The sequence below is a fragment of the Kaistia granuli DSM 23481 genome (assembly GCF_000380505.1).
GTDB classification, from domain to species: Bacteria; Pseudomonadota; Alphaproteobacteria; order Rhizobiales; family Kaistiaceae; genus Kaistia; species Kaistia granuli.
The window spans coordinates 136,343-148,718 of the sequence record NZ_AQYH01000002.1 but is presented as its reverse complement, the minus strand read 5'-3'; the positions used below and the strand labels follow the sequence as shown (position 1 = coordinate 148,718).

The window sequence follows — 12,376 nt, the reverse complement described above, 5'->3', positions numbered from 1 at the left end:
ATGGAGGGTCAGCTCTTCACGGCGCCGAGCGTCAGCCCGGCGATGAAATGCTTCTGCATCAGGAAGAACATCAGCACCGGCGGCAGGGCGGCGACGATCGATCCGGCCGAGACCAGGTGCCAGGCGGCGATCCATTCGCCGTTGAGCGCATGCAGGCCTGCCGTGACCGGCTGGGCGTGCGCGCCCTGGGTCAGCACGGTCGCCCAGAAATAGTCGTTCCAGACGAAGGTGAAGACGAGGACGGCGAGCGCCGCCAAAGCGGGCCGCATCAGGGGCAGCACGATGTGCCAGAAGATCTTGAACTCGGAGACGTCCTCGATCCGCGCCGCCTCGATCAGCTCGAAGGGGAGGGTACGGATGAAGTTGCGCATGAACAGCGTGCAGAAGCCGGTCTGGAAGGCAATGTGGAAGAAGATCAGGGCCCAGACCGAGTTGTAGACGCCCATCTGGATCGACAGATCGCGCACCGGCACCATCAGGATCTGGAACGGGATGAAATTGCCGGCGACGAACAGGAAGAAGATCAGCAGATTGGAGCGGAACTTGTAGATCGCCAGGGCAAAGCCGGTCAGTGACGACAGCGCGATGGCGCCGATCACGGTGGGAATGGTGACCTTGAAGCTGTTCAGGATATAGGCGGCCAGCGGCGAATTGGTGAAGACCGCGCTGTAGTTCTCGATCAGGTTGAACGAGGACGGCCAGCCCCAGTAATTGCCCGCGGTGATGTCGGCCGCCGGCCTTATCGAGGTCAGCGCGACGCCGATCAGGGGCAGCAGCCAGAGGACGAGGGCGACCGGCAGGGCGATCTGATAGGCGATGCGGGTCGGGCGGGAGGTCTGCTGGACGGGAGTCGGGAACATGGATCAGCGCCCCTTCTCGTCGCGATACATCTTGAACAGGAAGGCGCTGATGTAGATCAGCATGATCGCGAACAGGACGACCGCGATGGCAGCGCCATAGCCCATGCGGAAGCCGTATTCGGAGAAGGCCTGCTCGTACATGTAGTAGGCCAGCACCCGGCTGGCGCCCCACGGGCCGCCGCCCGTCATGACGGAGATCAGGTCGAAGGAGCGGAGCGCGCCGATGACGGTGACGACGATCGCGATGAAGGTCGCGGGCTTCAGCTGCGGCAGGATGACGAACCAGAGCATCCGCCAGCCATGCGCATTGTCCAGCCGCGCCGCCTCGATCTGTTCCGGGTTCACGGCGTTCAGGCCGGTGAGATACAGGATCATGCAATAGGCGATCTGCGGCCACAGTCCGGCGACGATGACGCCGTAGGTGACGAAGCGCTCATCGGCAAGGACCGCGATCGTTGGCAGGCCCAATCCGGCCAGTATCGTGTTGAGCAGGCCGAAACTCGGGTCGTAGAACCACGAGAAGATCAGCCCCACCACGACTTGCGAGATGACCAGCGGAAAGAAGAACAGGGATTTGTAGATGCGGATGCCGCGCGTCGTCTGGTTCAGGAACAGCGCGACGAACAATCCGGCCGGGATCGCCAGCAGATACAGGACGAGCCAGGTGACGTTGTTCTTCAGCGAGGTAAAAAAGGCTTCGTCCTGCAGCAGTTCCGAATAATTGGCGAGGGCGATGAACTTCTTTTCGCCGAGACCGTCCCAATCGAACAGGGAAATGCCGATGGACTGGAAGATCGGCAGAAGGATGTAGAGCGAGAAGACGACGATGCCGGGGGAGAGGAACAGCCAGGGGGCGATGCGAAGCTTGTTCTCTTTCCAGACGCGCACGAGTGAGGGCATTTCCAGGGTCCTGGCGCAGGAAGGGGCGAGGGGAGGCCGGCATCGGCCGACCCCTCCTCGCGGGATGGTCAGGAGTCCTACTGGTAGACGCGCTGCCGTACGGTCTCGAGGCGAGCAAGGATCGCGTCGAGCCGGTCGGGCTTGACCATGAATTCCTGGAAGCCTTCCATGCCGGCCTTGGCCATTTCGGCCGGGGCGTCACGGTCGAAGAACTGGGCCAGGCCGCCATTGACGTTGGACAGCATCTCGAAGCCGGCGCGCAGGAACGGATCGTCGGCGACGGTCGATTTCGAGTTGACGGGCAGCTGGCTCATCGTCTCGTTCATGGCCGACTGCACGTCCGCACGGGCGAAATAGGCCAGGAATTTCTTGGCTTCCGCGACGTTGGTGGCATTCGCCGCCAGATGGATCGTGTTGGCCGGAGCATCCTCGGCGGTCGGGATGGCGGGGTCGATGACGGGGAACTGGAAGAAGCCGAGCGTCTCGTCCGTCAGGCCCGCCTCGCGCAGCGGCTCGACAATGAAGTTGCCCATCAGATACATGCCAGCCTTGCCGTTGACGAGCGGCGGCAGGGCTTCCTGCCAGCTGTTGGCGGCGTGGTTCTCGAGGAAGAAGTCGGCGTCGAGAAGCTCCTTCCAGTTCGCCATCGTCTTGCGGATGCGCGGATCGGTCCAGGGGATCTCGCCCCGGGTCAGCGCCATGTGGAAGTCGTAACCGTTGGTGCGCAGGTTCAGGTAGTCGAACACGCCGGCGGCGGTCCAGGGGAATTTCGTGCCGATCGCCATCGGGACGATATTGTTCGCCTTCAGCGTCTCTCCGGCCTGCTTGAATTCTTCCCAGTTCTTCGGAACGGCGATGCCGAGCTTGTCGAAGATGTCCTTCCGGTAGTAGACGCCCCACTGATAGTAGGTATAGGGGATCGCCCATTTCTTGCCGTAATGCGTGACCGAGCTTTCGGCGGACTTCAGCGTCTCGCTCATATTGTTCTCGGCCCAGACATCGTCGATCGGCGCGAACAGCTTGGCGTCGACATAGGGCAGCATGCGGTTGCCGGCGAACCAGGTGGCGATGTCGGGCGCGTCGGCCGACAGGAAGTTCCGGATCGCCGACTTGTACGCTTCATTGTCGAAGACGTTGAAGGTGACGTTGATATCGGGGTTCTCCTTTTCGAACCCGACGATGGCCTGCTCGAAAGCCGCCTTGATCGCCGGGAACGAGGAGTCGGAGTTGATCACCAGCTCCTTGCCCGTGGCCGGCAGGGCCAGCGCGGTCACCACCGCCATGGCCGTCGTCAATCGCAGGCCGATTCTTGCAACCTTGAACATCTAGTCCTCCCTCTTTCAGCGTTCGGAATTCCCGGGGCCGTTCCAGCCTCTCTGAAAAAGCTGTAGTTCATTGCATAGAATCGTGCAAACTATTGTAACTAGTTGCATGAATGTTGGTTTGCCGGCTGGACTTCGCCGTCTGTTTGAGGACAAAAGAGAAGATGAGCTCCGAAAAGAACCGCCGCCGTCCCGGGCCCGCCAAGACCAACCTGCCGACCATCCACGATGTGGCGGAGGCAGCCGGTGTTTCAGCGGCCACCGTCAGCCGGGCGCTGCGGAATCCGGACGTCGTCTCGAGTTCGACCCGCTCGCGCGTCGCCGCTGCCGCCCGCGAGCTGGGCTACCGGCCGGGGCCTGCGATCCGGCCGAAGGGCAACAAGATCCTGGCCCTGATCCCGCGACTCGGAAGCCCGTTCTTCACGCCGTTCCTGGACGCTGCAACGGATCTCATTTCGGAGTCGGGATACTGCATCACGGTCGGCGATCTGCGCGGCAGCCGGCGCAAGGAGGAGCACTATGCCCGCGCTTTGCGCGATGGCAGCTTCGCCGGTGCAATTCTTTTCACCGGCGCCATTCCGCGTGACGGGACCGCCCAGGAGAGCGCCTCGCTGCCGATCCCGGTCGTGCTGGCCTGCAACGAAATTCCCGGCATGGCTGAGCTTCCAGTCTTCGACGTCGCCGACCGCAAGGCGGCGAAGAGCCTGGTCTCCTACCTGATCGGCCTCGGCCACCGTCGCATCGCGCATATCCGCGGTCCCGTCGGCAATATCGAGGCGCAGGAGCGGCTGCTTGGCTATATCGAGGCGATCGAGGCTGCCGGCATCGCCTTCGACGAAACGCTGGTCTGGGAGGGGGATTTCTATCTCGCCAGCGGCATCGCCGCGGCGGGCCGCTATCTCGCCAGTGACGACCGCCCGACGGCGGTGTTTTCGGGCAACGACCAGATGGCGATGGGATTCATCACCGAGATCAAGGCGGCGGGTTTCAGCGTGCCGGGCGATGTCTCCGTCGCCGGTTTCGACGACATCGAATATTCGGTGATCTTCGATCCGCCGCTGACGACCATGCGCCAGCCCCGCGAGGATATCGGGCGGCTGGCGGCGGTCGAGCTGCTGCGGCGTATCGGCGATGAAGGCGAGACCGGCGGGCCGCCGCGCCGCGTCCGGCTCGAATGCGAGCTGGTCATCCGCGCCAGCACGCAGGCGCTCCGCCTGGCGGTCGAGCAGCGCGGCCGTGGCGAGGAAAGGCGTCCGGCACGGCGAAGCCGGCAACCGCAGAAGGACAAGGCCTCGATCTGAGGCGCGGGCCCGACAGGGTGGGCAATCCGAGGCTCGCCTCGGGCGGCTCCCACGCGATCGGCCGGTGATGCCTTCAGTCCGATTTTCGTCGGGAAGGGAGGGGTTTCTGCCTTCGCGTCGGGCTGATCCGGCGTCGCGCAAAACCGGCTTGACAATGTCGGCGTGCCGGTTAGTCTAAAAATCAAGCGCAAGGCAAAGCTGCCTATATTTGCGTCACCTGAATTAATATTTCCAACGGCCCTCGCGATTTGGCGGGGGTTTGGTTGGTGGCACCGAAGCCCGCGACCGTCAGGTCGGCGGGCTTTTTCGTTTTGGGCGATCGAGAATGTCAGTGAAGCACTATCGCATCGGAGTGATGTTCTCGACGACGGGGTCGTACAGCGTCGTCGCGCGCTCGATGCTGAATGGCGCTCTGCTCGCCTTCCAGGAGGCCGGGACGGTGTCCGGCATCGAGGTCGAGCCCGTCATCGTCAATCCGAACGGCGAACTGCCGCGCTACGCCGAAATGAGCCAGCAGCTGATCGGCTCCGGCATCCGCCACGTCATCGGCTGCTACACCTCGTCGAGCCGCAAGGAAGTCATTCCCTGCTTCGAGAAGCATGACGCGCTGCTCTGGTATCCCTCGCATTACGAAGGTTTCGAGAGCTCGGGCAATGTCATCTATACCGGCGCCTCGCCGAACCACCACGTTGCCCTGCTGGTCGATCATCTGCTCGGCAATGGAAGGCGGCGCGCCTTCTGCGTCGGCTCCAACTACATCTGGGCCTGGGAGAACAACCGGATCCTGCGCGAGGCGCTGATGGCGCGGCGCGGCCGGGTTCTGGCCGAGCGCTATTTCGCCGTCGGCGACACCGAGCTGCAGCATGCCGTCGACGAAATTCTCGAGGCGCGGCCCGACTTCGTCTTCAACACGCTGATCGGCACCAGCGCCTATTCCTTTTTCCGACTCTTCCGCGCCGCCTGCGAGGCGCGCGGCATCGACCAGCCGCGCAAGATCCCGATCGCCAGCTGCTCGCTGTCCGAGCCGGAGCTGGAGGAAATCGGCCCGGACGCGGTCGACGGCCATCTGAGTTCGAGCGTCTATTTCTCGTCGCTGGCGACGCCGGCCAATACGATCTTCACGGCGAGCTATGACGCCGCCTATCCGGACGGACCGGCTGTGTCGGCCGATGCCGAAGCTTCCTACAACGCCGTCAAACTTCTGATCCAGTCGCTCGCCGATGCCGGGACGGACGAGGTTCGCGCGGTCAAGGCGGCGGTGACGCATCAGCGCCTGAACGCGCCGCAGGGCGAGGTGTGGATCGATCCGCAGACGCTGCATGCCTGGCTGACGCCGCGCATCGGCCGTTCCACCCGCGATGCCCGGTTCGAGGTCATCGTCGAGGAGGCGGCTCCGACCCGGCCCGATCCCTATCTCGTCCAATCGTCGCCGCGCTACGCTCTCGCGCGCACGCCTGAACTGAAGGTGGTGAAATGACCGCTTCGCGATTGCTTCAGAACTTCAAGGGCGGACGGGCGCTGATCGTCACGACGAACCGCGCCGCCGTCGAAGCCCTCGAAACGACCCTGGCCAAGCTCGGCGTCGTGTCCGAATTCCCCGAGATCCGCGATGGCCGCGCCGAGCTCGACCTCGCGCAGCTCGATCCGGAACGCGACATCCTGTTCGTCGACGGCGATCTCGACGACGTCCTCGGCCTGGAAAGTGGTCCGGCCGGTCGTCTGCCCGCCGTTCCGGTGATCGGCCTCGTCGGCGTCGAGGCGCCGAGCCGGCTGAAGAGCCTGGTCCATCTCGGTGCGACCTCGTTCCTGCGCAAGCCGGTGCACGGGGCCGCCGTCTACATGGCGCTCTTCCTGGGCGTGAACCAGTTCCAGCTGCGCGGCGGCCTGCGCGCGCGGATCGACGACATGGAGCGTCGCCGTCATGGCCGCCGCTTCGTCATCAAGGCGATCGTTCGCCTGATGAGCCAGGCCGGCATCGACGACGATGCCGCCTATGACCTGCTCCGGCGCGAGAGCATGCGATCGCGGCTGAGCCTCGAAGACTACTGCGAGGAATACCTCCGCAGAGGGGCCAACGAGCCCACACGACTGGCGCAGGGCGATACGCCGGAAAGACGCGCCAACCGGGACTAAGACCACAGAGGAGAAGCTAAAATGTCAGGGAAGTTTGTAAGGGGGCTGCGAGCCGTGGCCCTCACTGGGACGGTTTTGCTCGGCGCTGGCTCTGCTTTTGCCGCCGATCCGATCAAGCTCGGCGTGCTCGAGGACCAGTCGGGCGACTTCGCCGCCGCGACGCTCGGCAAGGTGCACGCCATCCAGATCGCCGCCGACGAGATCAACAAGGCCGGCGGCATCGACGGCCGGCCGCTGGAGCTCGTCATCTACGACACCCAGTCGGACAACACGCGCTACCAGGAATTCATGCGCCGCGTCCTGCAGCGCGACAAGGTGGATGCGGTCTTCGCCGGCTTCTCGTCGGCCTCGCGCGAGGCCTACCGGCCGATCGTCAACCAGTTCGATGGGCTCGCCTTCTACAACAACCAGTATGAAGGCGGCGTCTGCGACGCCAACATGATTGTCACCGGCGCGGTGCCGGAGCAGCAGTTCTCGACGCTGATCCCCTACATGATGGAGACCTACGGCAAGAAGGTCTACACGCTCGCCGCCGACTACAATTTCGGCCAGATCTCGGCCGAGTGGGTGCGCAATATCGTCAAGGAGAATGGCGGCGAGATGGTCGGCGAGGAGTTCATCCCGCTCGGCGTGTCGCAGTTCTCGCAGTCGATCCAGAACATCCAGAAGGCGAAGCCCGACTTCGTCGTGACGCTGCTCGTCGGTACCCCGCAGGCCTCCTATTACGAGCAGGCCGCCGCCGCCAACGTCAACCTGCCGATGGCCTCTTCGGTCAATGTCGGCCAGGGCTACGAGCACAAGCGCTTCAAGCCGCCAAGCCTGAAGGACATGTACGTCACCACCAACTACATCGAGGAAGTCGACACGCCGGCGAGCAAGGCCTTTGTCGCGAAGTTCAAGGCCGCCTATCCCGACGAGCCCTATGTCAACCAGGAGGCCGAGAACTCCTACCTCGCCGTCTACCTCTACAAGCAGATGGTCGAGCGGGCGAAGTCGACCAAGCGCGATGACCTGCGGGCGGAGATCGCCAAGGGCGACGTCTGCATGGACGCGCCGGAGGGCAAGGTCTGTCTCGACCCGAAGAGCCAGCACATGTCGCACACCATCTACCTGGCGAAGGTCGGTGCCGATCACTCCATCACCTTCCCGAAGGTGTGGGAGGACATCAAGCCGTACTGGCTGGGTGAGGCGGGCTGCGACCTGACCAAGAGCGATCCGAGCGAGCAGTACACGCCCTCGAATCCGCCGTCGAAGTCCTGATCGCGACGCGCTCCGACTGACGAGAGCGGGTGCCCGGCCCTGTGCCGGACACCCGTCCTCGGCGTGTTGACGATCCCGGCTTCGCGGATCTGCCTGACCTGGCCCGACGCGATGCTCGCGCGGGTCCCGTGTCGGGAATTCCGCGACGTGCCGCCTCCTGGCAGCGAACTTTCGAACTCAAAGGCCCATTGACGATGGACGCCATCACTGTCGCCTTCGCGGCGCTCTACCAATTTGGCGACGCCTTCGCCTTTCTCGTCCTGTCGGCCTGCGGCCTGGCGGTGATCTTCGGCATGATGGGCGTGATCAATCTCGCCCATGGCGAATTCATTATGTGCGGCGCCTATGTGACCGTCTCCGGCGCCAATGCCGGCCTGCCGCTGCCGCTGGCGATCCTCCTCGGCGCGCTGGTTTCGGCGGCCGTCGGTGCTTTGGTCGAACGGCTGGTGGTGCGCCATCTCTATGAACGTCCGCTCGACACCATCGTCGCCACCTGGGGCCTCAGCCTGATCGCCACCCAGGGCACGCTGATCGTGCTGGGCTCGACGATGGGAGGCATCGGCACACCGCTCGGCAGCTTCCAGATCGGCGGCTATTCCTATTCCGTCTACCGGCTCGTCCTGTTCGTCATGGCGATCGCGGTGCTGGCCGGGCTCTATGCCCTGTTCAACTGGACGCGCTTCGGCGTGATGGCGCGCGCCACCATCCAGGTGCCGCATATGGCGGCAGCCCTCGGCGTCGACACGCGCTCGGTCTACAGCCTGACCTTCGCGCTTGGCGCCGGGCTCGCCGGGCTGACGGGCGGGCTCTATGCGCCGACCATGACGCTGGTGCCGACCATGGGCACCACCTTCATCATGGAGGCCTTCGTGACCGTCGTCGTCGGCGGCGCCGACGTCTTCCTCGGAACGGCGCCCGCCGCCGTCATCCTCGCCATCGTCAAATCGGCAATGACTTCCTGGCAGGGCCAGCTCTTCGGCCAGATCGGCCTGCTGCTCGCCGTCATCGTCGTCATTCGGGTCCTGCCCAAGGGCATTTCCGGCTTCCTGCTGCGCGAACGCACCTGAGCCGGGGGAACATCATCATGAACGCACTATCCCGCTTCTTCGCCCGGCTGGAGGGACCGCAGACGATCGGCAGGGGGCCCGTCTTCTGGATCGGTTTCCTGATCGTCCTGGCCGGCGCCTGCTCCTATCCGATGTTCAGCGACGGCTACACCGTCGGCAACACGGTCTATTTCTTCACCTGGGTCTTCATGGCGCTGGGTCTCAGCCTGATCTGGGGCTATGGCGGCTCGCTCAGCTTCGGCCAGACGGCCTTCTTCGGCATCGCCGGCTATAGCTACGGCGTGCTGACGCTGAACTTCGGCGCCGCCTACGGCTTCACCCTCGCCGCCGTGGTGATCGCGCTGGTTATCGCTGCGCTCGCCGCGCTGCTGCTCGGCTACTTCCTGTTCTTCGGTCGCATCTCGGGCGTGTTCCTGGGCATCGTCACCCTGTCGGTGACTTTGGTGCTCGAACGCTTCATGGCCCAGACGGCCGGGCCGGAATGGGCGATCGGCAAGGCGCGGCTGAACGGCTTCAACGGCATGAGCAACATGCCGCCGCTGACAATCCCCTGGCCGGGCGGCGACATCATCCTGTTTCCGGATGTCCAGCTCTACTATGTCGTGCTCGGGCTGCTGGTGCTGGTCTATCTCGGCCTGCGCATCCTGGTGAATTCGTCCTTCGGCAACGTCCTCGTCGCGATCCGGGAAAACCCGGAGCGGGCCGAAATGCTTGGCTACGACATCCGCAAGTACCAGCTCGGCGCCTTCGTCATCGGCGCTGTCCTCGCCGGTCTGTCGGGCGTGCTCTACACCAGCTGGGGCCAGTACATCACCCCTTCGAGCATGGGCATGACGGCGGCCGCCCTGCCGATCGTCTGGGTGGCGGTCGGCGGACGCTCCGACCTGACGGCGACGCTGATCGGCACGCTGGTGGTGCTGTCCGGCTTCCAGGCCCTTACCATCCACGGCGCCCAGTACGCGCTCGTCGTCATGGGCTTCCTGCTGGTGCTGACCGTGCTGCTGGCACCGCGCGGCATCATCCTCGCTGCGGCCGATCTGCTCGGCCGGCTCGGCAAGTCCAAGCGGGGAGACGCGTGATGGCACTTCTGGAAACCCGCGCGCTCAACAAGCGTTTCGGCGGCTTGCACGTCACCAACAATGTCGACCTGTCGCTCGAAGCCGGCGAGGTGCATTGCCTGATCGGCCCGAACGGCGCCGGCAAGAGCACGCTGTTCCGCCTCGTGCTGGGCGAGCACAGCCCGAGCAGCGGCCAGATCCTGTTCGCCGGCGAGGACATCACGGCGCTGAAATCCTTCCAGCGCATCCGGCGCGGCATGAGCGTCAAGTTCCAGGTGCCGGGCATCTTCAAGGCGCTCAGCGTTCGCCAGAACCTCGAGACGGCGATGCAGCACCACTATCCCGCCGCCTCGCTGCACGAGGAGATCGACCGGTTGCTGGAGTTCCTCAAGCTCTCCGGCGAAAGCCGGCAGCTCGCCGGCAATTTGAGCCACGGCCAGAAGCAGTGGCTGGAGATCGGCATGGCGATCAGCCTGAAGCCGAAGCTCCTGCTGCTCGACGAGCCGACGGCCGGCATGTCGCCGGAAGAGACGCACCTGACCGGCGAGATGGTGCAGCGCCTGAACGCCGACGGCATGACCGTGCTCGCCGTCGAGCACGACATGGCCTTCGTCCGCCAGGTCGCCGACAAGGTCACCGTCCTGCATCTCGGCCAGGTCTTCGCGCAAGGATCGATCGACCAGATCGTCGCCGACGAGCGCGTCGCCGCCATCTATCTGGGGCAAGCCCATGGTTAACGAAACATTGCTTTCGACGAAGGGCCTGCGCGCCGGCTATGGCGGCAAGCCCGTCTTGCAGGGGCTCGACCTCGACGTCCGCAAGGGCGAGATCGTCGCCGTCATCGGCCGCAACGGCGTCGGCAAGTCGACGCTGATGAAGAGCCTGATCGGCCTGGTGCCGACGATGGACGGCTCGATCCTCTATCAGGGCCAGTCAATCGCCAGCCTGCCGACGCACAAGCGCGCCCGGCTCGGCATCGGATACGTGCCGCAGGGACGCGACGTGTTCCCGCGTCTGACGGTGGCCGAGAACATGGTGGTGGGCGGCCTGCAGAGCGATGTCACCGAGGCGGATCGCGAGCGCATCCTCGGCTATTTCCCGATCCTGCGCGAGCGCTGGTCGCAGCGCGCCGGCACCATGTCGGGCGGGCAGCAGCAGCAGCTCGCCATCGGCCGCGTGCTGATCGCCGATCCCGAACTGATCCTGCTCGACGAGCCGTCTGAGGGCATCCAGCCCAACATCGTGCAGGACATCGCCCGCATCATGGTCGAGCTGAACCGGGAAACCGGCGTCACCATCATCCTGGTCGAGCAGAACATCGACATGATCCGGGCCATGGCGCAGCGCTGCTACGTCATGGACAAGGGCCGGGTCGTCGCCGAGCTCGACCGGGATGCGCTCGCCGATGGCGAGACCATGCGCCGCCACCTCGCCGTCTGACCGAGACAGTAAAAAGGAGAAAACCATGTCCTGGCTCGAAAATTCCATCATGGCTCGCAAAGGCCTCGCCAAGGGCCAGGCGAGATCGTCCCATTCGATCACCGAGGCTGATCAGGGCAAGTACCACTATGTCTACGGCCCCTATGTCGAGCCGGTCCTGACGGTCGATCCCGGCGCCGTCGTCTCGGCCGAGACGCACGACGCCTTCGAGGGCCAGATCCAGCATGAGACCGACAAGCCGAGCGAGATCCTCAACTTCCCGTTCCTGAACCCGCAGAACGGGCCGATCTTCGTCAATGGCGCGGAGAAGGGCGATACGCTCGCCGTCTACATCAAAAGCATCGTGCCGCGGGGACCGCAGCCGCGCGGCACCACGGTGATCATGCCGGATTTCGGTGGCCTGGTGCCGACCGGCGACACCGCCATGCTGAACGCGCCGCTGCCGGAGCGGGTAAAGAAGCTCCACATCGACGAGAACGGCACGAAATGGAACGACAAGATCACGCTGCCCTACGAGCCGTTCATCGGCACGATCGGCACCTCGCCGGAGATCGAGGCGATCTCGGCGCTGCAGCCGGACTATTACGGCGGCAACATGGACCTGCCGGATGTCGGCGTCGGCGCGGTGATCTACCTGCCGGTCAACACCCAGGGCGCGCTGCTCTATCTCGGTGACTGTCATGCGGCGCAGGGCGACGGCGAGCTCTGCGGCGTTGCCATCGAGCACCCGACGGTCACTACGGTGCATATCGACCTGATCAAGGGTTGGTCGCTCAAATGGCCGCGCCTGGAGACGGAGAATTTCATCATGTCGATCGGCTCCAGCCGACCGATGGAAGACGCGGCGCGCATCGCCTATCGCGATTTGATCCGCTGGATGGCGGCAGACTACGGCTTTGAAGAGCTCGACGCCTACATGCTGCTAACGCAGTGCGGCCGCGTTCGCCTCGGCAACATGGTCGATCCGAAATACACGCTCGGCGCGTCGATCAAGAAGTCGTTCCTAGTCTGATCTTGACCTAGGAAATCTGCAAC

General features: G+C 64.4%; 12 protein-coding genes. 9 read left to right on the top strand and 3 right to left on the bottom strand.

All coding sequences use genetic code 11. The features are described 5' to 3' along the window. Window positions 1–8: 8 nt before the first annotated feature. The 3 genes from G342_RS0101800 to G342_RS0101790 all read right to left on the bottom strand — a co-directional run bounded on the left by G342_RS0101800 (window position 9) and on the right by G342_RS0101790 (window position 3,085). Window positions 9–860: a carbohydrate ABC transporter permease gene (locus G342_RS0101800; protein WP_018181390.1), complete on the bottom strand. Its 852-nt coding sequence runs from the start codon at window positions 858–860 to the stop codon at window positions 9–11. Window positions 861–863: 3 nt separating this feature from the next. Beyond that, window positions 864–1,760 carry a carbohydrate ABC transporter permease gene (locus G342_RS0101795; RefSeq protein WP_018181389.1) on the bottom strand — a complete coding sequence of 299 codons (897 nt, stop codon included), beginning with the start codon at window positions 1,758–1,760 and terminating at the stop codon, window positions 864–866. Between the two features lie 77 nt (window positions 1,761–1,837). Further along, window positions 1,838–3,085, bottom strand: a complete 1,248-nt coding sequence (locus G342_RS0101790) for an extracellular solute-binding protein (protein WP_018181388.1) — start codon at window positions 3,083–3,085, stop codon at window positions 1,838–1,840. A gap of 161 nt (window positions 3,086–3,246) precedes the next feature. On the opposite strand from G342_RS0101790, the gene G342_RS22930 reads away from it, so the two are divergent. The 9 genes from G342_RS22930 (at window position 3,247) to G342_RS0101745 (ending at window position 12,353) form a co-directional block, all read left to right on the top strand. Further along, on the top strand, window positions 3,247–4,383 hold the full coding sequence (locus G342_RS22930; protein WP_018181387.1) for a LacI family DNA-binding transcriptional regulator: 1,137 nt from the start codon (window positions 3,247–3,249) through the stop codon (window positions 4,381–4,383). A 325-nt stretch (window positions 4,384–4,708) separates the two neighbouring features. Beyond that, window positions 4,709–5,860, top strand: a complete 1,152-nt coding sequence (locus G342_RS0101780) for a transporter substrate-binding domain-containing protein (protein WP_026304026.1) — start codon at window positions 4,709–4,711, stop codon at window positions 5,858–5,860. Continuing rightward, window positions 5,857–6,516, top strand: coding sequence for an ANTAR domain-containing response regulator (locus tag G342_RS0101775; RefSeq protein ID WP_018181385.1), 660 nt, complete (start codon window positions 5,857–5,859; stop codon window positions 6,514–6,516). Before G342_RS0101780 ends, G342_RS0101775 begins: the two co-directional genes overlap by 4 nt. Before the next feature lie 21 nt (window positions 6,517–6,537). After that, window positions 6,538–7,776, top strand: a complete 1,239-nt coding sequence (locus G342_RS0101770) for an urea ABC transporter substrate-binding protein (protein WP_026304025.1) — start codon at window positions 6,538–6,540, stop codon at window positions 7,774–7,776. A 194-nt stretch (window positions 7,777–7,970) separates the two neighbouring features. Then, the gene (locus G342_RS0101765) at window positions 7,971–8,843 is read left to right on the top strand and encodes an ABC transporter permease subunit (RefSeq protein WP_018181383.1); all 873 of its coding nucleotides are present in this window, start codon (window positions 7,971–7,973) and stop codon (window positions 8,841–8,843) included. Window positions 8,844–8,860: 17 nt separating this feature from the next. Further along, complete coding sequence (locus tag G342_RS0101760; RefSeq protein WP_018181382.1) at window positions 8,861–9,922, top strand: ABC transporter permease subunit; 1,062 nt, start codon at window positions 8,861–8,863, stop codon at window positions 9,920–9,922. Then, window positions 9,922–10,638 (top strand): ABC transporter ATP-binding protein, encoded by a 717-nt coding sequence (locus tag G342_RS0101755; protein ID WP_018181381.1) that lies wholly within the window; start codon window positions 9,922–9,924, stop codon window positions 10,636–10,638. The genes G342_RS0101760 and G342_RS0101755 overlap by 1 nt, the downstream gene beginning before the upstream one ends. Then, a complete protein-coding gene (locus tag G342_RS0101750) occupies window positions 10,631–11,341 on the top strand; it encodes an ABC transporter ATP-binding protein (RefSeq protein ID WP_026304024.1) in 711 nt (236 codons plus the stop codon). The genes G342_RS0101755 and G342_RS0101750 overlap by 8 nt, the downstream gene beginning before the upstream one ends. Window positions 11,342–11,366: 25 nt before the next feature. Next, a complete protein-coding gene (locus G342_RS0101745; RefSeq protein ID WP_018181379.1) occupies window positions 11,367–12,353 on the top strand; it encodes an acetamidase/formamidase family protein in 987 nt (328 codons plus the stop codon). Window positions 12,354–12,376: the final 23 nt, after the last annotated feature.